Here is a 20,230-nt window from a genome sequence, read left to right on the forward strand (position 1 = left end):
GCGGTGCTCTGCCCGTCCTTCTATCGCGCCGACGTCGTCCACAATCCAAGCCGCTGGGATCGCTTCCTGGAAGCCGCGCGCCGCGCCACCATCAGCCTGTTGCAGCGTCGCCGCGAAAGCCGGCGCCTGACTTTCGCCGATGCTTGACGCCGTCCCCCCACTTCGCGCCCATGCCGGCGCTCAGGATGGTGAGCGTGTCATCAAGCTCGCCGTGCTGGCGGTCGGCGGCCAGGGCGGCGGCGTGCTCGCCGACTGGATTACCGATGTCGCCGAGCGCAACGGCTATGTCGCGCAGTCGACCTCGGTCGCCGGCGTCGCCCAGCGTACCGGCGCCACCATCTACTATGTCGAGATGGCCCGCGACACCGGCCGGCTGCCGGTCTTTGCACTGTCGCCCTCGCAGGGCGATGTCGACATACTGATCGCGGCGGAGTTGATGGAAGCCGGCCGCGCCATCATTCGCGGCTTCGTCACGCCCGAGCGCACCACGCTGATCGCCTCGTCGCACCGCATCGCCGCCGTGTCGGAAAAGATCGAACCGGGCGACGGCCGCGCCTCGTCGTCCAAGGTGCACGCGACGGCGGAAGCCGCATCGAAACGCTTCATCGCTTTCGATATGGAGAAGATCGCCGCCGACAATGGCTCGATGATCTCGGCCAGCCTGCTTGGCGCGCTGGCAGGGTCCGGCGCCCTGCCGTTCACGCGCGAGAGCTACGAACAGGCGATCGGTGCCGGCGGCCGGGGCGTCAAGGCCAGCCTCGCCGCCTTCGGGGCCGCGTTTGATCGTGCGCGCGGCACGGCAGCACCGGCGCCTAGGCCGGCCGAGCCAGCGATCGTCGAATCTGCCCTGGGCGCAGGACAGGTGAGTGGCCCGCAAAACCTGCTGCAAGGCTGGCAGGCCTTGGCTGCCCGCATCGATCTGTTGCCGGTGGCCGTGCGCGACATGGCGCTTCGAGGCTTGAGAAAGGTCGTCGACTATCAGGACATCGCCTATGGGCGCGACTATCTCGACCGGCTGGACAAGGCCGTCGCGCTGGACGGGCCGATTCAGGGCTATGGCTTGTCCATCGCTGCCGCCAAGCATCTGGCCAACGCGCTGTGCTACGACGACATGATCCGCGTCGCCGATCTCAAGACACGTTCGACGCGCGACAAACGCGTGCGCCGCGAGGTCGGCGTCAAGGATGGCTCGATCCTGCAGGTGACCGAATATTTCCATCCGCGCATCGAGGAGTTCTGCGGCACGCTGCCGGCGGGTCTGGGCAGCTACATCGAGGACCGGCCGAAGCTCGCCGCCTTTCTCGACCGTCGCATCAACCATGGCCGCCGCATCCGCACCGACAGTTTTGCCGGCTTTGCCGCTCTGTGGTTCATCGGTGGCCTGCGCCGCTGGCGCCGCAGCCTGCTGCGCCACAAGGTTGAGATCGCGCATCTCGATGGCTGGTACGCGCTGGCGCTCGACCATGTGCCCCAGGATTACGCACTGGCCGTCGAAATCCTCAACTGCCGCCGGCTGATCAAGGGCTATAGCGACACCCATGTCCGGGCGCAGTCGAAATTCGACCGGGTGCTGTCCGCGCTCGACATGGTCAAGGGCCGCACCGACGCCGCCGACTGGATCCGCCGCCTGCGCGAAATGGCGCTGAAGGACGAGAAGGGCGACATGCTGGACGGTGCGCTGAAGACCGTGGCGACGCTGGGGCCAGATAAAATCGGCTGAGATAACTAGCGAGCATCTACCGATTGGAGCGGCGCCAGCCCACGCAGCGGCACCGCTTCCGGGAACAGATGCAGCAGGCCTGAATCGACGCGCCGGCGCAGATGCGCATCGACCTCCGCCCGATCCTGACAACCATGAAACCTGCCGCCGCAATGGTCGCGCAGGCGCACGAGGTCGGCCATGACAGGCGACATCGGCAGGCCGGCGGCGTCGAGCAGGCTCGCGCTGAGGAAGCCGATGTCGAGCGGCGCCAGGTCAGGCATCGGATGGCGCAAAGGATGGTTGAAGGTGGTGAGCGTGTAGAAAGTGCGATAGGCAAGCGAGCCAGGGGTCGCCAAGGCGTCGTCCCCGGCGATCGCCTCGACGAACGGCTTGGTCGCCGACGACTGGTGATCGCCGAATTCGAGCACCACGGCGCCGCGTTCACCGGCATCCGCTTGCCTCTTGTCGAGGAAATCCTGGAAATCGCCGCGCGCTACCGCCATCCGGCGCAGATACTCATTGGCCTGGAAATCGCCCGAGAAAGGCTCGCCCTCGACCTTCAGCCCGGGCTCCATCCGCCCCTCATAGGGTGAGTGCGGAAACATGGTCTGGATTTCGAGGAACAGCGGCCGGCCGTCTTCCCTATGGTGCCTGGCGATGAATGCCTCGGCCGCCTGGTAATAAAAGTTGTCGCGCAGGTGATAGAAGGGCGCGGCGATGTCCTTGATGTCGAGCACGGTCTCGAAACCGATCGATTTCAGGAACGGCCCTTCATTGACGAACGAAAAGTCCATCGGCGTCATCACGACAGTCCGATATCCGCAGCGCGCCAGCACCTCCGGCAAGGCTCCGGCGACCTTGTCCTGCAGGGTGATGGTCAGATAGGGGCTTCGCCAGCCGAAATCGGTGGCCGACAGGCCGGTCATCAGCGACAGATTGGTGATCCAGGTGCCGCCGCCAAACGTCTCGACCTGCATCTGGTGCGGCGTGCCGGCCCCCGGTGCGAATCTCTGCAGGAATCCCGCGCCGTTGCCGACCTGCGGAAAATAGCCGGGATCGGACTGGCTTTCGCTGAGCACGAAAAAGACGTCGGGAAGATCAGCCCGGTCGCCGCAATCGACCGTGTCGGCAAAAGGCGGCTGCGGCGCCACGGCTTGCAGCCGCTTTTCGAAGCCCGATTCTACAACGAGGTTGTGCAAATCCAGCAGCGAGACGAAGAAGGCCGACATGTGCCGGCCCTGCATGTAGTAGAAATAGCGGTCCTTCGAGGCCTCGGCCGGAAAGGTCAGCGGCACCAGAACGACGAGCGCCGCCATGACCAGGACGCGTGCCGACACCGGCCAGCCGATTTTCCGATCGATCCGGAACAGAAGCACCGCCGCCCCGATGCCGAGCCCTAGGGCAATGACGACCGGCGCGATCAGATGGAGGTAGGAGCCGAGCAGGAAACGATACACTTCCGGGTCCCTCGACACGAAGACCGTGTCGTAGAAGTGCAGCGAAAATCCTTCAGCCGGAACTTGATCGCCGAAACCACGGTGACGAAGGCAATGCCCATCCAGGCGAGGTAGACGGAAAAGGCAAGGCGCCCCGAAGCCAGGAACAGAAGTCCGGCAAGGGCAGCCACCAGCGCCAGCGAGAACGGCACCGACAGCCATTCGTGCTCGGCCCGTCCGGCGGCGAAGACGCCTGCAAGGCTGACCACGGCCAGCGTCAGCGGATGGCAGAGCACCCGTCCAAGACCTTGAAGCTGAACCACAGATTTTCCCACGAAGATGCCTGAGCACAGTTTCGGGAAATTCTTCGATTATTTGCGGGCTAAGAACAAATGTATAGTGGATTTAACCTTAACTCGGCTGGTCGGGATTGTCCGGTGCGCGCCAGCGCTCGCGCGGGGCCGCCCCGAAAGGTGCCTGGCCCCGCGGTGCTTTGATCAGTAATGGTGCCAGTGGCGCCAGTGATGATGCGGATGCCAGACGTAGGCCGGACCGTGCCAGTAGTGGTAGCGCGGGCGCACGACGACGACGCCGTTCGGCACGCAGCGGCCCCATCTGTTGGGGTGCCAGCCGATGCCGCAGCCCCAGCGGACATGCTCGACCAGTGCCGGGGTGGCTGGCTTCGCAACGGACACGATGGGCATTGCGCTGGAGGCGGAGGCTGTCGCGACAGTTCCACCGATGGCCAGGATAGCGGTTGCTGCATAGTTTTTCAGGCGACTCATAATTGGACTCCGAGTGCTTTCGACGATGAAGATGGCCGTCCTGTATGGTGCACAGGGCAGGCTTGTCCCTTCGCATCGTTAAACGGCGTCTCCGGTCTTTTCCGTCGGTCGTCATGGCGATTTTTTTGGCGTAACGGTGGCGCGGCGTTCCATATGGCGCAGCAACGCCTGTGCCAGCACGCTCCGGTTTTCAGGCGATGTGCTCGCCGCGAAGTCGACAATGGCCTGTTCAAGCCGGCTGCGCACCGTCACATCGGCATCGCGTGCCCGTTCCAGGGCGGCGGACAAGGCGGCCTTGTCCATGACAGGCTGCTGCAACAGGTCCGCTGCCTCCTGCCTCGCCTGCTGGCCATCGAGAATGATCTGACGGGACTGCACGCGAACCTGGCGCAGCGCCTCGCGGAACGCCTTGCGATCCTGGTCGGGAAGGTGTCGGCCGGCCGATTCCAGCGAGAAGCCCGATTTGGCATTTCTCAGCCAGACCGCGCCACCGACAAATGCGCTGGCCAGAAAGACGTTCAGCACCACGGAAGCAATGACCAGACCACGGACCCAGCGCGTACTCATAGGCTTTCCTCACCGTTCTCGGCATCCGGGCCGGCATCGCCAAACGCCGTCACATTGGCATCCAGCACAGTGTGGTCCGGCTGGACCTCGGGCGTGATGACGGTCACCAAAGCCAGTCCTGCCACGGCGCCGGCCAGGCCAATGCCTGCGAGTCCCAGCCCCAGCCACCAGAACCGCTGCCGCCGGCGTTGGACAAGGTGCCGGCCGGCGACCTGCAGGATACTGCCGTGCAGCGCTTTACCGGGGGCGTCGACGCGGTAGCTGTCGAGCAGCGCGTCAAGTGTCCCGGCCTGCCTCAAGATGGCCTCGCCCGCGTCGCTTGCGGCAAAGACCGTGCCGGCCATTCGCTCGGCCTCGGGCCATCGCCGCAAGTCGCCGCCATAGGCCTGCGCCAAGGCGGCAAAGCGCCTGGCATCCATTGCGGGTTCGTTCCTGGACCCTTCAGCCATGTGTCTCCCCCTTGCCCGTCGGCGCCGAGCGCCAGGCGGCACCAGCAAGGCGCAATGGCCGTGCTGCGTTGCTGCTTGCCCGGCGTTTACTCATCGGCGCCATCCTCCGCCAGGATCGCTTGCAGCGACCGCCGGCCGCGCGCGAGCAGGCTTTCCAGGGCATCGACGCTGATCTGCAGTGTCGCTGCCGCCTCGATATTGGACATCCCCTGATAGTAGACCAGAACGATCGCTTCGCGCTGGCGCGGCGCTATGGCTTGCAGCGCCCGTTCGACCCGATGGGCTTCTTCCTCGGAATGAGCATCGGGAAGCGGCGCAGGATCGGCGACGTCCGGCAGGTCGCCGGTCACCCACTCGCGCCTGCGACGCAGCCGGTCGTAGCAAAGGTTGAGCGTCACCCGGTGGATCCAGCTGTCGAAGCGCGCATTGCCGCGCCGCCAGCTCGCGGCATGGCGCCAGATCCGCACGAAGGTTTCCTGCGCGACATCCTCGGCCTCCGCCGCATCGCCGAGCATGCGCACGGCAAGCGCCAGGATACGCGGCAGCTTGCGCGCGACGAGCGTTTGCACGGCTGCCGGCTCGCCGGCGCCGACACGGCGAACCAGCTCCTCGTCCGGATCCGCAGCCATCAGTCGGCGCACTCCCGATGTTCATCGCGCGTCATTGCCTCTTGGTCATTGCTCTTGCTTGGGAGCGGTTTTGTGGCCCGGCAGTTCGTCGGCTGTCAGAATGCCATCGGCATTCTTGTCCAGCCGGGCGAAGCGCTTGGCGAAAAACGCATCGAGTTCGGCGCGATCGATGAAGCCGTCATGGTTGGAATCGATCCGCGCGAAGGATCTGGCGGCGTCGCCCTTGACGTTGCGCTTCGCCTGAAAGGCCTCCCATTCCAGCAGGCTGATCTTGCCGTCGCCATCCGTGTCGGCCGCCATGATCGCCTTTTCGCGCCGCTTCTGGAATTTGGCCAGCGTGATGTCGGACCTGCTCCCCGACGCGCCTGGCGCGGCAAGTGGCGCGGCGGTCTGCGGTGCAGGCGGGGTCGTTGCCTGGGCAAGAGCCGCAACGGTCTGCAAACTCAAGGCAACGACTAATATCGAACGGCTGATCATGTTGTGCGTCTCCAGCTTGGCGCGACGCAGACGGCTTGTGCCGTCATCGCGCTTCAACCGTTAAACGCCGCGACCCGGAAAATCCGTCGGTCGCGCGTGCTGATCCGTTCGTGCTCGGGTGCGCATCCCGTCGATCGGGATGGAAGGAGCTCTAGTCCGACTGGTCGGCCGCAATCAGTTGTTCGGGCTTGAACCCGGCATGCTGCGGGGTCCACACCTCGCCCTCGCGATTGAACCAGTGGCACAGATACATGCCCGAGGCTGCGCCATCGCTGACCGTCATCCTGGGGCCTCCGGATTTCAGCTTGACCACGTCTCCGGTCTTGAAATTGTTGGGCATTTTTTGACCTCCCATGCTGAGGCCATGAGTTTCACACCAAACCGGGGTCTCGACAATGGCAGATCTGCCAGGCCGGCGCCGCAATCCTTTGCACCAGATGCGAAGGGGTAGACGACGAAAAGGAGGGGGGATGGTGCGCTTGCGGGCAGCCAATTGCCGGCTCAAGCCATTAGAATCAAAATCGTTTTCGATGCCAAGCGGGTCGCAACGAGTTCCCTAGAGATCGTCCCGTAACGTCCTTGCCCGCGCCTTGAGTCGGCATGGGATCGGCCATCCCAGTGAGGGCGCGTCGTCCATGAACTCAACTGGAAAGCTGGCCAGTTACGAATCAGTATAAATCCGCGATGTACAAGAACACTACTGTGTGCGGCCTTCAGCGGGTAACGGCGCTGTTACACACGAAAAAATCCTTGCATGGTTTCCATAAGCGCCCGACGGCGACGGGACTAGATGCGCATTTTGTCGCGTATCCAGTTCCTAAAGATCTTGCTGGCACGATTTGGAGCATTCGCTGGAGCTTCAACAATGTAGTAGCCATTGCCGGTCGTGAAGGCGAGGTCAAAAGGGCGTACGAGACTCCCATTTGACAGCTTCTCCTCAACAAGGCGTGTCCATCCCAACGCCAACCCTTGCCCTTCGAGGGTGGCCCGCAGCAGATTGTCGTAATTTTGAAACCAGATTCCTTGCTGAGGGCGTAAAGAAGTTAGCTTCGCGAATTCAAGCCACTTGTCCCAATTCTCCCATTCGTGAGCCCGCCCATCTAGATGCAGCAGCGTCACGTTTTGAAACTTGCGGAAGTTTTCGGCGCCGACAGAATTTACATATCCTGGGCTGCAAATCGGAAAAAACTCCTCACTAAACACTTTCTCGGACTTCAATTTATTCCAGTCACCGCGACCATATCTAATCGAAATGTCTATCCCGAATTTGCTCATATCCAAGCATTCATCGGTTTCAACCAGTTTTATATTGATCCCGGGATTGCGAATTCGAAAATCAGCCAACCTCGGCATCAGCCAGCAACTTCCAAATGCAACGGTTGTACTAACTGTTACATTTGCCGGAATGTCAGCGACTTTCTCGTTAAACTCCCTTGAGATCAGCCATAAGCTTTCTGAAACTGTATTGTGAAATTGGCGCCCATATTCTGTAAGTGCCACGCCTCGTTGCCCCCGCTCGAACAATTTGGCGCCAAGCCTGGATTCCAGGAGCCTGACCTGCATGCTTACCGCTTCCCTGGTGACATTCAACTCATGAGCCGCAGCGGTAAAATTCATGTGGCTTCCCGCCGCTTCGAACGCGACCAGACTGTGTAGTGGCGGCAATCTCAAAGGCGGACGAGACGTCAATCTGATTTACCTCAGGCGTGATCGATCTTACGCTGACTATCCGAAAAGCACCCCGTAATCATAGTCCCAGCCATAATACGCTGAGGAAGCCAAGAGTGCCATCTCACGATAGCCATCGACAAAATGACCCGTTGCTCGATTCATTCCAGCTCAGGTCTCTGCAACTTCGAAACAGGATTATGAGCACCGCTCATGCGCCGGCTTATGTAGAGAACGGTTGGCCTACGGAGCGCTACCGGCTCTATCATGAGGAGAAGGCCAAGGGAGGGCTTGCTCTAACGGTGGTGGGGGGATCGACCAACGTTTCGTCGGACAGCCCGTCCGCGTTTGGGCAACTTTATGCCGGCGATGACAGCATCCTGCCTTGGTTTGAACTGCTTACCGGGGGCGTTCATTCCCATGGCGCCGCGATTATGTGTCAGCTGACACATATGGGGAGGCGTACATCCAGCGACGTAGGGGAATGGCTGCCAGTAATAGGACCATCTAACACGCGAGAACGGGCGCACCGAGCCTATCCAAAGAGTATGGAAAGGGCTGATATAGTACGCGTCACCAAGGACTTTGCGGCCGCGGCGGCACGATGCAAAAAGGGCGGTTTTGACGGAATCGAAATCCTGTCGCACTCGCACTTGCTGGGACAATTCCTATCCCCTCTGATCAATTTCAGACAGGACGATTATGGCGGCTCCCTGGAGAACCGGCTTCGACTCACCTTCGACGTCCTGAACGGCGTCCGCGATGCTGTGGGTGACGAGTTCATCATAGGACTGAGGATCACCGGTAACGATTTCCTCAAAGGTGGGCTCAGCCGCGAGGACTGCATCGAGATCGCCCAGCGGCTTGAGCAGTGCGGCCTGGTCGACTTCCTCAACGTGCTTGCGGGAGCGCCATACGACGATCTGGGCTTGGCTCAATGGATGCCTCCTATGGGCACTCCCGCAGCCCGTTTCCTTGGAGTTGCCAAAGACATACGTGAGGCCGTTTCACTACCTATATTCTATGCAGGAGGCATTGCCGATATCGCAACTGCTCGCCATGCCCTGCGCGACGGCATTGTCGATATGGTGGGAATGACCAGGGCTCACATCGCCGATCCCTACCTGGTCTCAAAGCTGCAAACCGGGCAGGAAGATCGTATCCGCACCTGCGTCGGAATGAACTACTGCGCAGACCGGGTTAATCAAGGCAAAGACGCTTTATGCGGCCAGAATGCCGCGACCGGTCGCGAGCGTTTCTTCCCGCATCGCTTTCGCCGCCATGAAATAGCGGGTTTGCGCGCTGTCGTTGTTGGTGGAGGCCCAGGAGGACTGGAGGCGTCCCGTGTTCTCGCCGAGCGGGGTTACAGGGTGACCCTGTTCGAAGCGTCCAACCAGCTGGGTGGACAGATTAACATGGCGGCCGGAGGTTCCACCAGGCGCCAGATGCGCGGGATCATCGATTGGCTGGTCAATGAACTCGAGCATCTCGGCGTTGATGTTCGCTACAACATGCTGGCGGAAGCCGAGGACATCCTGCGTGAGAAACCTGTGTTGGTGGTGATCGCGACAGGCGCACTGCCGCGCTCGCTGAACATTGGCGGCGCGCATCTTGCCCGGCCGATTTGGGACGTGTTCACCGGACAGCCTCCTGTTGGAGAGGTCATCATTTTCGACGATCGAGGCGACCATCACTCGCTGGTGGCGGCGGAGGTAGCAACCCAATCCGGTGCTTGCGTCACTCTCTTAACGCCGGATCGCACACCTCTTCATAATCTCGGGCCGACGAACTACGGCGTCGGCATGCGCAACCTGTATCAGCGCGGGGTGAACTTCCTCACCGACCGTGAGATCGTTGCCTTGAGCCCTGACGGCAACCGTTTGACCGTCACCGTGCGAAACGTCCTCACCGACCTGGAAGAAAAATTCCAGGCCGATCATGTCTTCTATGAAGTCGGGACGGAAGAAAACGCTGAATTGTACTTCGATCTTCAAAGTCATTCAGTCAACAACGGCCAAATAGAAGTAGCATCTCTATTGGACGGCAAAGCCGAGTACCGAACGGTGAACCCGGCCGGTGATTTCGTGTTGTTCCGGATTGGTGACGCGGTCTCTTCGAGGAACATCCATGCTGCGCTCTTTGATGCGTTGCGTGTCTGTTCCGTCATCACGGTCGCCGGACAGACCGGCTCCGATCAAGCGCGCTACTCAGTAACACATAGGCAAATGAAAGGGGAAACGACGTGAAAAATCTCCCACTGGCGGCGGCATGCCTGACAATTCTTGTACTGGAGTCACTCCCTGCGAATGCTGCATCAAGCTGCGGTGAGCTGACAATCTCCAGCATGAATTGGCAGAGCGCTGAAGTGCTGGCAAGCCTGGACAAGTTCATTCTTAAAGCTGGGTTCGGATGTGATGCGGAAATTCTCGAAGGGGACACCGTGCCGACGGTCACCTCCATGATCGAAAAGGGAAAGCCCGATGTTGCTCCCGAGATCTGGGTCGATCTGCTGCCAGATGTTGTCGCTACCGGCATCAAGCTAGGCAAGCTTGTTGAAACTGGCGCGGCCCTCAAAGATGGTGGCGTCAACGGGTGGTGGATTCCAAAGTATGTGTCCGAAGCACATCCGGATATCAAAACCATTGCGGATGCGCTCAAACATCCGGAGCTCTTTCCAGCACCTGAAGATTCATCGAAAGGGGCGGTCTTCAATGGGCCTCAGGGCTGGGGCGCGACGGTTGTTACAACGCAGCTCTTCAAAGCCTACGGCGCTGAAAAAGCCGGCTTCACCTTGATCGACACCGGATCGGCAGCCGGCTTGGATGGATCGATAGCAAAGTCATATGAGCGCCACCAAGGCTGGCTCGGATTCTATTGGGCTCCGACGTCGATTCTGGGAAAGTATGAAATGGTGAAGCTCGACTTCGGGGTTCCTTACAATCAGGCTGAATGGAAGCGTTGCAATACAGTGGCGGATTGTGCCGATCCAAAGCCAAACGTTTGGCCGCAAGATCGAGTAAAGACGATCGTCACGAAAGGCTTTTCGGATCGTACTGATCCCGCAGTGATGGAGTACCTGCAAACCCGGTCGTGGTCCAACGATACGGTGAACGGTCTCTTGACCTGGATGACCGACAACCAGGCCACTGGTGACGATGCGGCAAGGTATTTCCTCAAGACACGCGAGGATATCTGGGCCAAGTGGGTCCCGGTCGGCGTCGCCGGAAAAATCAAAGCGGCACTTTAATCAACGTGTCGCGGTGGTGGCCTTTAGAGCGGCCATCATTGCGACCGCCATTGCCCTCACTGGGCTGACCGACCGAGAATTCCTCATGGATTGGCTGACAAATTTTCCCCATCTCAATGACGAGGCCTTGCGGCTTGTCAAAAAGGGGCTGGATGACGCTTTTCGAACCTTCACCCGAACATACGGCGATTCAATTGAGGGCGTTTTCGCGCCGTTGCAGTACCTTCTGATCAAGTGCGAGCACTTTCTAACCGACACGCCCTGGCCGCTGATCATTTCGCTGGCGGCTGGGCTGGCATGGCTTGCATCCCGAAACTTGACAACCGTGGCTGGAACCGTCGTCACCCTCGTTGCAATCGGGTTCCTGAGCATGTGGGACGATACGATGAAGACGGTGTCCATGATCCTTGTCTCGACGATCATAGCCATCGTGCTCGGTGCGCCGGTTGGAATTGCGATGTCGAGATCGGAGCGCATCCAGAGGGTCATCAATCCGGTACTCGATGTCATGCAAACCATGCCAAGCTTCGTTTATCTGATCCCGGTGGTGATGCTGCTGGGAATCGGCAAGGTTCCTGGTGTGATAGCCGTCGTAATCTATGCGATCCCTCCCATGATCAGGCTGACAAATCTGGGCATCCGCCTCGTGGACAAGGATGTATTAGAGGCGGCCGATGCCTTCGGTTCGTCCAATTGGCAAAAGCTGCGAGACGTCCAGATTCCCCTGGCGCTGCCGACCATCATGGCTGGCGTCAATCAGACCATCATGATGGCACTAGCCATGGTCGTCATTGCCTCGATGATCGGGGTGCAGGGTTTGGGTCAACCGGTCCTCAAAGCGATCAACAATCAGTATTTCACGCTGGGTTTGTTCAATGGACTAGCCATTGTTGGTATCGCCATGCATGCCTGATCGTGAAGAAAAACAAGTCGGAATCGTTATCTCACATCTGTTCAAGATCTTCGGAGCCAATGCCAACAACCACCTGAATGCATTGGCGAGAGGGATGACGAAAGATGAGTTGAACGAACGCCACGGGCTTGTCCTTGGACTGAACGACGTTAGCATCAATATGGCTGCTGGTCAGGTCCACGTCATAATGGGCCTTTCGGGATCCGGGAAATCCACCTTGATACGGCACATCAACCGGCTGGTTGAGCCGACGGCTGGCCAGATCATCGTTGGCGGCCAGGACGTTCTCAAATTGGATGAGCATGCTTTGCGGGCCTTTCGTCGCAACACCACGGCGATGGTGTTTCAAAAATTTGCTTTGCTTCCGCATCGCAACGTTCTGGAGAACACCCTGTACGGCCTGGAGATCCAAGGCGGCGATCGCTATAGGCATCGTGAAAAGGCGATGCGCTGGATTTCACGCGTTGGGTTGAACGGATTTGAAGACCGGTATCCGAACCAGCTTTCGGGCGGCATGCAGCAACGTGTCGGGTTGGCTCGGGCTTTGGCAAGCGACTCGCCAATCCTGCTGATGGACGAGGCGTTTTCTGCCCTCGATCCCCTCATTCGGTCAGACATGCAGGAGATGCTGCGGAATATTCAGCAGGAGGTGAAAAAAACGATCGTGTTCATCACGCACGATCTTGATGAGGCGTTGAGACTGGGAGACCAGATTGCCATCCTTCGCAACGGCGAGGTGGTTCAACAAGGTTCGAGCCAGGACATCGTTCTTCGGCCGGCAGATGACTACGTGGCCTCGTTTGTAAAGGACGTCAACAGAGGACGTATAATACGAGTTGACGCGATTATGACGCCGTCAAATCCGGCGAGCGCTTTGCCGAAATCTCTTCTCTCAGCTGACACCACCCTGAATGCGGCTGCAAAGCTGATGTGCCAGCATGGCGGGCACGAGAGCGTCGTCGTCGACGGACACGGCAAACCGTTGGGTCGAGTGACAAAGGACCAGATCATGGCGGCCATGATTGGATACGGCGGACTGTGGGGTAGCGAAAACGGTGGGGGCACCATTTCATTTCGACCGGTGTTGTACTCTGCCAATCAGCCGGCGAATCCAGGGAACCGCGCAGAACGATAGGCTATGTCGCTCGGGATCGTTCCGCCTTGGCACGATTTCCGCAATCATCATCATAGAGGTTATCAAGAGGCACCGATGCTGAAGCTAGATCAGTCGTTTCGTTTTGAAGGCCAGGACGTTGCGTGGGGCCGGATCGGGGAGGGCGCTCCCTTGGTGATGCTTCATGGAACGCCGTTTTCGTCACAAGTATGGCGCCGCATAGCGCCTCTCATAGCTTCACGCCGGACGGTCTATTTCTTCGATCTCCTCGGATATGGTCAATCCGCAAAGGCGGATGGTCAGGATGTGTCGCTAGGCGTGCAGAACAAACTTTTTGCCTCACTGTTGAAGGAGTGGGGCGTGAAGGAGCCTGACGTCCTTTGTCATGATTTTGGCGGCTCGACTGCACTTCGCACCCACTATCTTAACGATGTGCGGTATCGTAGCCTGTTGTTGGTCGACCCTGTGGCGGTCGCCCCTTGGGGCTCCGCCTTGGTGCAGCATGCGCGAAAGCATGAAGCCGCGTTTGCCGGCGCCCCCGATTACATTCACGAATCGATCTTGCGAGCGTACCTGCAAGGCGCGGCGTTCCAGACCCTTCGCAGCGAAGCTCTGGACCTCTATATGCAGCCTTGGCTTGGGCCCGTAGGCAAGCCGGCCTTCTATCGACAGATCGCCCAAATGGATCAAAAATTCACCGACGAAGTCGAAAAGCTTTATAGGCCGATGAATTTTCCCGTTCGAATTCTATGGGGTCGTGAAGACGAGTGGATCCCAATCGCGCAAGGACAGAAATTGTCCGAGAAGCTCACCAACGGGGTGATGACGGCCGTGCCTCAAGCAGGTCATCTCGTCCAGGAAGATGCGCCTGAAATGATCGTCGCGGCACTTTTCGATACGCTGCAGTAGTTCTCCGACCTAACCGGTGATGACGAGAGATGGCCAGAAAGTTTGCGTTTCTGCTGACGCGCCATTTTACGCTTTCGCCGTTTGCGCTTTTCGTCGACACGCTGCGGCTTGCGGGCGACGAGGATGATCGGAGTCGAAGAGTAGAGTTCGACTGGCAAGTGGTTGGCGAGCGTGGTTTGCCTATCCGCGCAAGTTGCGGCATCGAAGTGATGCCGACGAGAGAACTCCAGCACCCGGAGGAATACGACGATATCGTTGTCGTTGGCGGGCTTCTGAACACGGGCGATACTCTTGGAAGCCAGAAGGAAGCCTTCCTGCTAAAGGCCGCATCGCGCGGAGTTCGATTGACGGCGCTCTGCACAGCCAGTTTCGTACTCGCTCGATATGGATTGCTGGACGGCTACAACGTGTCCGTGAGCTGGCTCCACGTCAAAGATTTCCGTACCATGTTCCCGCAAGTCTTGGCACATGCGGATAGCCTGTTCTCCGTCGACAGAAGCCGCGCAACCTGCGCTGGCGGTGTCGGAGCGGCCGACCTGGCTGGTCATTTTGTGGCAGAGTCCATTGGTAAGAAAGCTAGCGAGAAAGCTGCCAAGATCCTTATTCTTGATCGGGTCAGGACGACCCGCGACGTCCAGCCCGTGGGAGATCTTTTCCCAAACGCCGAAAGTAGACAACTGAGGCGTGCCCTCCTTCTCATGGAGAGCAACGTCCAAGAAACGTTGGCTGTCAGCGACATTGCAAGATCGCTCAGCGTTTCGAGACGACAGCTTGAACGGTTGTTTTTTGCTGAAATCGGTAGGAGCCCACTGTCGGCATATCTCGCGATACGCGTGCACTACGCAAAGACGCTCCTCGAGGTTAGCGACCTAAACATGGGCGAGATTGGATTCCGCTGTGGCTTCAGCAATGCGGGACACTTCAGCCGCGCCTTCAAGCGCCAAACTGGCCTTACTCCCACCGACTTCAAGCAGTCCCGAGGCACGTCAGCCGTCCCATCTAGGTCGTGAGATGTTGGGGTTGCGGCCCCAAACGAATGGACGGCTGTGAACAAGTAAATGGTGCCGCTTGCGTGACTCGAACACGCGACCCCCGCATTACGAATGCGGTGCTCTACCAACTGAGCTAAAGCGGCCCGGGAAGCCAACGCCTCCAAGATGCGGCGGTGATAGACGCAACCGGGCGCGAATTCAAGATGCGACTTGGCAATTCCTGCGGCGGCGTCATGGCACCCTCGAAAGCCGGCCGCCGCCTTGTCCGCCAATCAATCGCCAAGGGATGCGGCGCACGGTACGTGCGCTCTCCGCGCGTGAAAATCGGTGAAACATGCTGATTTTGTTGCCGGAACAGCGCCGGAATGGACTTTGCATACCTCTGCGAGGCAGAATGCGCCGCTCGCCCGTTGATTGATTGGTCGCCTGCGGCTAACGATCACGGCAAGGTAGGCAAAGACAGAGGGACCCGCTTGGACGCGATCGAAAAAGCGATCCGGAACGCCTTGGAGAAAGGCAATGCCGAGGACCGCGCGTTCCGCGAGAGGGTCTATCGCTCGGCTTTTGCCGCGCTTGATCGCGCGCTCCAGGCCAATCCCGGTGTGACCGTTGAGGTCGCCATCAAGCGCCGCAAGGCAATCCAGGCGAAAATCACCGAAATCGAATCCGAGTTCCTGCCGGCGGTGCCGGATGTCGGCCCGCAGGGCGATGCACCGGCGGTCGAACTCGGAGCGGACTCGGCGCCCGCGGTCGAAACCGGCCGACAGGCATCGTCCCCCGATGTCGTCGTCGACGGCCCCGTGCAATCCGCTGCCGATGCGCCGCGCTCGCGCGTCCTGCCCGTCGTTCCCGACATCATGCCGGACGCCACGCTTCCCGATGCTCCGGCCATCGACATGTCGGTTCCGGCCTCGGCCGGCGCGACCACGGAAGTGGCGCCCGACCGCGATGAACGACGCATAAGAGGGCGTCGCCTGCCGCTGACCGCCATCTTCCTGACCGTGACACTGCTGGCAGCAGTTGGCATCGGCCTGTTCTTCGCCGTGCAGACCGGCGTCTTCAAGACGTCGGCGCAGCTCGATACCGCCCCGCCTGAAGCGCCGCCGACCGTCGAGGACGACGATTTCACACCGGCCGACGGCGGTCCGGCAAAGCCCGGCGCCGCCGACCAGTCGCGCGACTGGATCAATGTGTTTTCGCCGGCCGATGCATCGCATGTCAGCGCGCCGTCGGACGCCAGGGCCGAGGTGATGAAGGACGATACCGGTTCGTTCCTGCGCATCCGTTCCGGCGCGTCCGGTTCGGCGATCAGCTTCGACGTCGGACAAGGCGTGCTGGAGAAACTGGCCGGCAAACATGCCGTGTTCGACATCATTGCCCGTTCCGAGGAAGGCAAGGAGACGCAGATTTCCGTCGACTGCAATTTCGGCGAACTCGGCGACTGCGGCCGCAAGCGCTACGCAGTCGGCCAGCAGCAGAACGAATATCTGTTCGACGTGCAGTTTCCCGACAAGCATCCGGGCTCGGCCGGCACCATTGCCATCAATTCCGACTTCGACAAGCAGGGCAAGGCCGCCGACATCTACGAAATCCGCGTTTCGATCGAGCCATAGCGAACCCTGCACGCGCGAAATTAGCGGTCGAGCAGCGCCTGCAGCGTTTCGATGCGGTCGGCCTCGTTGGCCGGCTTGTCCCAGCGCAATCGCGAAATGCGGGGAAAGCGCATGGCGACGCCGGATTTGTGCCGGGTCGAGCGGTTCAGTCCTTCGAAGGCGACTTCCAGCACCAGGCCATTGTCGCGGTCGGCGCGCACCGAGCGCACCGGGCCGAAACGCTCGACCGTGTTGTCGCGGACATATTTGTCGATCTGCTTCAGCTCCTCGTCGGTGAAGCCGAAATAGGCCTTGCCGACCGGCACCAGCTCCTCCTCGCCTTCGGCACCGGACCAGACACCGAACGTATAGTCGGAGTAGAAGCTCGAGCGCTTGCCGTGGCCGCGCTGCGCATACATCAGCACCGCGTCCACTGTGTGCGGATCGCGTTTCCACTTGAACCACGGACCTTTCGGCCGGCCGGCGACATAGGCTGAGTCCCAGCGCTTCAGCATGACGCCTTCGATGATCGGATGCGGCGGCGCCCGGCGCAGTTCCTCCAGCGTTTGCCAGTCCGTGAAGTCGACGAATGGCGACAGATCGAAACGGCTCGGGTCGAGTGTCGCGACAAAGCTTTCCAGCCGGCCGCGCCGTTCGCGAAACGGCAGCGCGCGCAAATCCTCGCCGCCGACCTGGAGCAGATCGTAGCAGCGCATGAAGGCCGGGTATTGCTGCTGCATCTTCGGTGCCACCGTCTTGCGATTCAGCCGTTGCTGCAGATCGGAGAAGGTTCCCGTCGCCTCCCGGGGATCGCCGACCAGCAGTTCGCCGTCCAGCGTTGCGGAAAAATGCATGGCCTCGGCGAGGTCCGGAAAGGCGCCCGAAACATCGTCGCCGGTGCGCGAATAGAGCCGGCGGATGCCGCCTTCGGCCACCGCCTGGACGCGGATGCCGTCCCATTTCCACTCGGCGGCATAATCGGCCGGATCGAGCTTTTCGAGATCGCCGTCGCCGACGGGATTCGACAGCATCACCGGGCGAAACAACGCCATCGCGGTGTTCCTCGGCTTTTCGGCCTTGCCTTCCAGCCATGCGAACAGTGCCGTGTAAGGCGGCGTCAGCCCGTGCCAAAGCTCCTCGATCTCCGCGACCTCGACCTTGCCGAAATCCGCCAGCGCCTGTTTGGCCAACCGCGCCGACACGCCGATGCGCAGACCGCCGGTGACCAGCTTGATGATGGCAAAGCGCGCCGAGATGCCGGCGCTGTCGAGCAGCCCTGCCAGCACCTTCGGTCCGTCGGAGCGGCTTGCCGCCTGCAGTTTGGCCACGACCTCGCCAAGCGTCGGCTCGCGGTTCGGGATATTTCCGGGCGTCTGCGGCCAGACCAGCGACACCGTTTCGGCCAAATCGCCGACATAGTCGTAGGAATAGCCGAACAGCACCGGATCCATGCGCTCCGTGACCAGCATGCGCAGCATCGCCGGCTTGACCGCGGCGATGTGGAGATCACCGGTGATGGCTGCCAGCGCCAGCCCGCGATCGGGATCCTCGACGCTGCGGAAATAGTCGGTCAGCAAGGTCAGCTTGCCGTTGCGCGACGGCGTCAGCACCAGACGGTCGAGAAGTTCGGCGAAGCGGTTCATGGCTTCAATCGCCCTCGTCCTCGTAGCCCACCAGGTGCAGCGGCCGCGCCGCGATGCCTTTGAGCTCGCACCAGCGGACCAGCGCCTCCTCGCGGCCATGCGTCACCCAGACCTCTTCGGCTCCGGTCTCCTTGATGGTGGCGGTCAGCTCATCCCAGTCGGCATGGTCCGAGATGATCAGCGGCAGTTCGACGCCGCCCTGCTTGGCGCGCTGGCGGATGCGCATCCAGCCTGACGCAAAGCACGAGATCGGATCGGGAAACCGCCGCGCCCAGCGATCCGCGAAGGCCGAAGGCGGGCCGACGACGATGGCGCCGGCAAAATCATCCTTGCCGCCGCTTTCGACGGTCGCCGGTTCGAGGGTGCCGAGATCGACGCCTTGGCTCTGATAATATTCGCTGAGCTTGGCCAGCGCGCCATGGATGTAGAGCGGCCTGTCGTAGCCGGCGTCGCGCAACAGCCGCATCACCCGTTGCGCCTTGCCCAGCGCATAGGCGCCGACCAGATGCGAGCGTTCAGGGAACTGCGCGGCCGATTTCAGCAGGCGGGCGATTTCTTCGGTGTCTGGGGGATGGCGAAACACCGGCAGGCCGAACGTCGCTTCGGTGATGAACACATCGCACGGGATCGGCTCGAATGGCGCGCAGGTCGCGTCCCTCTGCCGCTTGTAGTCGCCGGAAGCGACGATGCGCGTGCCCTGATGCTCGACCGCTATCTGCGCCGAGCCCAGCACATGGCCGGCCGGATGGAAGCTGACGCTGACGCCATCGAGGGCAATCGTCTCACCCAGTTGTGCCGCTTGCGTCGTGCCAGCGAAATCCTCGCCGTAGCGCAGCCCCATAATGTCGAGCGTCTGCTGCGTCGCCAGCACCGAGCGGTGGCCGGAACGCGCGTGGTCGGAATGGCCATGCGTGATCAGTGCCCTGTTGACCGGCCGCACCGGGTCGATGAAGAAATCGCCCGGGGGGCAATAGAGGCCCTCGGGCCGGGGATGAAGCAGAACACTGGTGCGCATGGTCTCCAAGATAGGATATAATTCCGCGGCGGGAAGCCTGTTGTAAGTCACTGCTGACTCCCGCATAGAGCACCGCCGGCTCGATCCGCCGGCAGGACCCATCGCCATGAAACCGCTTCAGGCCTCGTCAGGCGACTTGAACGCCGATCGCCGCGCCGACTATGCCGAGATGCTGCACGCTGATGGCGATCATGCGGCGGCGGCGGAATTGCTGCTCGGTGCGCTGGAAATAACGCCGCAATGGGCGATGGGCTGGTTTCGCCTCGGCGAGATGCAGCAGGCGGCGGGCGCGGCGGATCTGGCCGCACAGGCGTGGACGATGTCGTTGCAACTCGATCCATCGGATCGTCAAGGCGCTGCACTGAACCTGCAATTGATCGGCAAGGCGCCGGCGGTCGATGCGCTCCCCAGCGCCTTCGTCGAGACCTTGTTCGACCATTATGCCGAGAGCTTCGACGAGTCCCTGGTCGGCAGGCTGGGTTACCGCCTGCCTGGGATGCTCGACCAGGCCATTCGAGCGGCAAGGCCGGGCCGCTTCGCGCTGGCGCTCGATCTCGGCTGCGGCACAGGCCTGATGGGGCAGAGGCTGCGGCCGATCGTCGACCGGCTGGAGGGGTATGACATTTCGGCCAAAATGCTGAGAAAGGCGCGGGCCAAGGGCGTCTACGATTTCCTCGACAAGGCCGATCTGCGGGATTTTCCCTATGCCGGTCCGAAAGCCGATCTGGTGACGGTGGCCGATGTTTTCATCTATGTCGGTGCGCTGGGCGGCGTGGTGAAGACGATTGCCGGCCTGCTGGCCACGGATGGCCTGTTCGCGTTTTCCGTCGAGACGCTGGCTGGCGATGGCGATTTCGCGCTGCTGCCGTCACGCCGCTATGCGCATGCGCAACGCTATGTGCTCGACGTGCTGGCCGCCAACGGGCTTTCGGTCCTGTCACTGGAACCAACCGCGATCCGGCAGGATCGCGGGGAACACGTCAACGGGTTGGTCGTCGTGGCCAGGGCTCCGAACTCAGCTGAACAAAAGACCTGACGACAGCCGGTCGGCGGTGTCGGCAGCTTTTCGTCGGGTGCGATAGGAATTTTTTC

General features: G+C 60.8%; 20 protein-coding genes and 1 tRNA gene. 9 read left to right on the top strand and 12 right to left on the bottom strand.

What is annotated here, in order from left to right:
* The first annotated feature begins 139 nt into the window (after window positions 1–139).
* A complete protein-coding gene (locus EN949_RS14655; RefSeq protein ID WP_024503408.1) occupies window positions 140–1,720 on the top strand; it encodes an indolepyruvate oxidoreductase subunit beta family protein in 1,581 nt (526 codons plus the stop codon).
* Window positions 1,721–1,725: 5 nt separating this feature from the next.
* Here EN949_RS14655 and EN949_RS14660 read toward each other — a convergent pair whose 3' ends face one another.
* The 9 genes from EN949_RS14660 to EN949_RS14695 all read right to left on the bottom strand — a co-directional run bounded on the left by EN949_RS14660 (window position 1,726) and on the right by EN949_RS14695 (window position 7,734).
* Window positions 1,726–3,159 carry a sulfatase-like hydrolase/transferase gene (locus EN949_RS14660; protein ID WP_245459003.1) on the bottom strand — a complete coding sequence of 478 codons (1,434 nt, stop codon included), beginning with the start codon at window positions 3,157–3,159 and terminating at the stop codon, window positions 1,726–1,728.
* Window positions 3,123–3,461: a hypothetical protein gene (locus EN949_RS36545; RefSeq protein ID WP_245459005.1), complete on the bottom strand. Its 339-nt coding sequence runs from the start codon at window positions 3,459–3,461 to the stop codon at window positions 3,123–3,125. Before EN949_RS36545 ends, EN949_RS14660 begins: the two co-directional genes overlap by 37 nt.
* 174 nt (window positions 3,462–3,635) lie before the next feature.
* Window positions 3,636–3,923, bottom strand: coding sequence for a hypothetical protein (locus EN949_RS14665; RefSeq protein ID WP_013527963.1), 288 nt, complete (start codon window positions 3,921–3,923; stop codon window positions 3,636–3,638).
* A 111-nt stretch (window positions 3,924–4,034) separates the two neighbouring features.
* Entirely contained in the window at window positions 4,035–4,490 is a 456-nt protein-coding gene (locus EN949_RS14670) for a periplasmic heavy metal sensor (protein WP_063169958.1), read from the bottom strand.
* Window positions 4,487–4,909 (bottom strand): hypothetical protein, encoded by a 423-nt coding sequence (locus EN949_RS14675; protein WP_245458408.1) that lies wholly within the window; start codon window positions 4,907–4,909, stop codon window positions 4,487–4,489. Before EN949_RS14675 ends, EN949_RS14670 begins: the two co-directional genes overlap by 4 nt.
* A gap of 116 nt (window positions 4,910–5,025) precedes the next feature.
* Window positions 5,026–5,568 (bottom strand): RNA polymerase sigma factor, encoded by a 543-nt coding sequence (locus EN949_RS14680; RefSeq protein WP_024503412.1) that lies wholly within the window; start codon window positions 5,566–5,568, stop codon window positions 5,026–5,028.
* Between the two features lie 45 nt (window positions 5,569–5,613).
* Entirely contained in the window at window positions 5,614–6,045 is a 432-nt protein-coding gene (locus EN949_RS14685; RefSeq protein ID WP_024503413.1) for an acid-shock protein, read from the bottom strand.
* 151 nt (window positions 6,046–6,196) lie between these two features.
* Window positions 6,197–6,385, bottom strand: a complete 189-nt coding sequence (locus EN949_RS14690) for a DUF2158 domain-containing protein (protein ID WP_013527958.1) — start codon at window positions 6,383–6,385, stop codon at window positions 6,197–6,199.
* Between the two features lie 446 nt (window positions 6,386–6,831).
* The gene (locus EN949_RS14695) at window positions 6,832–7,734 is read right to left on the bottom strand and encodes a LysR substrate-binding domain-containing protein (protein WP_342030131.1); all 903 of its coding nucleotides are present in this window, start codon (window positions 7,732–7,734) and stop codon (window positions 6,832–6,834) included.
* A 95-nt stretch (window positions 7,735–7,829) separates the two neighbouring features.
* Here EN949_RS14695 and EN949_RS14705 point away from each other — a divergent pair, with 95 nt between their 5' ends.
* The 6 genes from EN949_RS14705 (at window position 7,830) to EN949_RS14730 (ending at window position 14,906) form a co-directional block, all read left to right on the top strand.
* On the top strand, window positions 7,830–9,959 hold the full coding sequence (locus tag EN949_RS14705; protein ID WP_245459008.1) for an FAD-dependent oxidoreductase: 2,130 nt from the start codon (window positions 7,830–7,832) through the stop codon (window positions 9,957–9,959).
* 11 nt (window positions 9,960–9,970) lie between these two features.
* Window positions 9,971–10,960 carry an ABC transporter substrate-binding protein gene (locus EN949_RS14710; protein ID WP_164746276.1) on the top strand — a complete coding sequence of 330 codons (990 nt, stop codon included), beginning with the start codon at window positions 9,971–9,973 and terminating at the stop codon, window positions 10,958–10,960.
* Window positions 10,961–11,045: 85 nt separating this feature from the next.
* Window positions 11,046–11,873, top strand: a complete 828-nt coding sequence (locus EN949_RS14715; RefSeq protein ID WP_127365806.1) for a proline/glycine betaine ABC transporter permease — start codon at window positions 11,046–11,048, stop codon at window positions 11,871–11,873.
* On the top strand, window positions 11,866–13,008 hold the full coding sequence (locus EN949_RS14720; RefSeq protein ID WP_063169963.1) for a glycine betaine/L-proline ABC transporter ATP-binding protein: 1,143 nt from the start codon (window positions 11,866–11,868) through the stop codon (window positions 13,006–13,008). Before EN949_RS14715 ends, EN949_RS14720 begins: the two co-directional genes overlap by 8 nt.
* A 75-nt stretch (window positions 13,009–13,083) precedes the next feature.
* A complete protein-coding gene (locus EN949_RS14725) occupies window positions 13,084–13,896 on the top strand; it encodes an alpha/beta hydrolase (protein ID WP_063169964.1) in 813 nt (270 codons plus the stop codon).
* A 29-nt stretch (window positions 13,897–13,925) separates the two neighbouring features.
* Window positions 13,926–14,906 carry a GlxA family transcriptional regulator gene (locus EN949_RS14730; protein ID WP_063169965.1) on the top strand — a complete coding sequence of 327 codons (981 nt, stop codon included), beginning with the start codon at window positions 13,926–13,928 and terminating at the stop codon, window positions 14,904–14,906.
* 49 nt (window positions 14,907–14,955) lie between these two features.
* Here EN949_RS14730 and EN949_RS14735 read toward each other — a convergent pair.
* A tRNA-Thr gene (locus tag EN949_RS14735) sits at window positions 14,956–15,031 on the bottom strand.
* A 330-nt stretch (window positions 15,032–15,361) separates the two neighbouring features.
* On the opposite strand from EN949_RS14735, the gene EN949_RS14740 reads away from it, so the two are divergent.
* Entirely contained in the window at window positions 15,362–16,501 is a 1,140-nt protein-coding gene (locus tag EN949_RS14740; RefSeq protein WP_063169966.1) for a hypothetical protein, read from the top strand.
* 20 nt (window positions 16,502–16,521) lie between these two features.
* On the opposite strand, the gene EN949_RS14745 is transcribed toward EN949_RS14740, so the two are convergent.
* Together EN949_RS14745 and EN949_RS14750 are read right to left on the bottom strand one after the other, a co-directional pair.
* Window positions 16,522–18,123: a cisplatin damage response ATP-dependent DNA ligase gene (locus EN949_RS14745; protein ID WP_127370740.1), complete on the bottom strand. Its 1,602-nt coding sequence runs from the start codon at window positions 18,121–18,123 to the stop codon at window positions 16,522–16,524.
* A gap of 4 nt (window positions 18,124–18,127) precedes the next feature.
* A complete protein-coding gene (locus tag EN949_RS14750) occupies window positions 18,128–19,138 on the bottom strand; it encodes a ligase-associated DNA damage response exonuclease (protein WP_127370741.1) in 1,011 nt (336 codons plus the stop codon).
* A gap of 106 nt (window positions 19,139–19,244) precedes the next feature.
* Here EN949_RS14750 and EN949_RS14755 point away from each other — a divergent pair, with 106 nt between their 5' ends.
* The gene (locus EN949_RS14755; protein ID WP_127367494.1) at window positions 19,245–20,174 is read left to right on the top strand and encodes a methyltransferase domain-containing protein; all 930 of its coding nucleotides are present in this window, start codon (window positions 19,245–19,247) and stop codon (window positions 20,172–20,174) included.
* Window positions 20,175–20,230 lie beyond the last annotated feature (56 nt).

The organism is Mesorhizobium sp. M7A.F.Ca.US.007.01.2.1, assembly GCF_003998165.1.
Taxonomy (GTDB): domain Bacteria; phylum Pseudomonadota; class Alphaproteobacteria; order Rhizobiales; family Rhizobiaceae; genus Mesorhizobium; species Mesorhizobium ciceri.

Excerpts from the sequence above, each read along its gene's own strand:
- EN949_RS14725 (WP_063169964.1), top strand. The coding sequence starts at position 13,084 with ATGCTGAAGCTAGATCAGTCGTTTCGTTTTGAAGGCCAGGACGTTGCG.
- EN949_RS14750 (WP_127370741.1), bottom strand. The coding sequence starts at position 19,138 with ATGCGCACCAGTGTTCTGCTTCATCCCCGGCCCGAGGGCCTCTATTGC.
- EN949_RS14655 (WP_024503408.1), top strand. The coding sequence starts at position 140 with ATGCTTGACGCCGTCCCCCCACTTCGCGCCCATGCCGGCGCTCAGGAT.
- EN949_RS14745 (WP_127370740.1), bottom strand. The coding sequence starts at position 18,123 with ATGAACCGCTTCGCCGAACTTCTCGACCGTCTGGTGCTGACGCCGTCG.
- EN949_RS14720 (WP_063169963.1), top strand. The coding sequence starts at position 11,866 with ATGCCTGATCGTGAAGAAAAACAAGTCGGAATCGTTATCTCACATCTG.
- EN949_RS14690 (WP_013527958.1), bottom strand. The coding sequence starts at position 6,385 with ATGCCCAACAATTTCAAGACCGGAGACGTGGTCAAGCTGAAATCCGGA.
- EN949_RS14755 (WP_127367494.1), top strand. The coding sequence starts at position 19,245 with ATGAAACCGCTTCAGGCCTCGTCAGGCGACTTGAACGCCGATCGCCGC.
- EN949_RS14730 (WP_063169965.1), top strand. The coding sequence starts at position 13,926 with ATGGCCAGAAAGTTTGCGTTTCTGCTGACGCGCCATTTTACGCTTTCG.
- EN949_RS14685 (WP_024503413.1), bottom strand. The coding sequence starts at position 6,045 with ATGATCAGCCGTTCGATATTAGTCGTTGCCTTGAGTTTGCAGACCGTT.
- EN949_RS14670 (WP_063169958.1), bottom strand. The coding sequence starts at position 4,490 with ATGAGTACGCGCTGGGTCCGTGGTCTGGTCATTGCTTCCGTGGTGCTG.
- EN949_RS14715 (WP_127365806.1), top strand. The coding sequence starts at position 11,046 with ATGGATTGGCTGACAAATTTTCCCCATCTCAATGACGAGGCCTTGCGG.
- EN949_RS14675 (WP_245458408.1), bottom strand. The coding sequence starts at position 4,909 with ATGGATGCCAGGCGCTTTGCCGCCTTGGCGCAGGCCTATGGCGGCGAC.
- EN949_RS14665 (WP_013527963.1), bottom strand. The coding sequence starts at position 3,923 with ATGAGTCGCCTGAAAAACTATGCAGCAACCGCTATCCTGGCCATCGGT.
- EN949_RS14680 (WP_024503412.1), bottom strand. The coding sequence starts at position 5,568 with ATGGCTGCGGATCCGGACGAGGAGCTGGTTCGCCGTGTCGGCGCCGGC.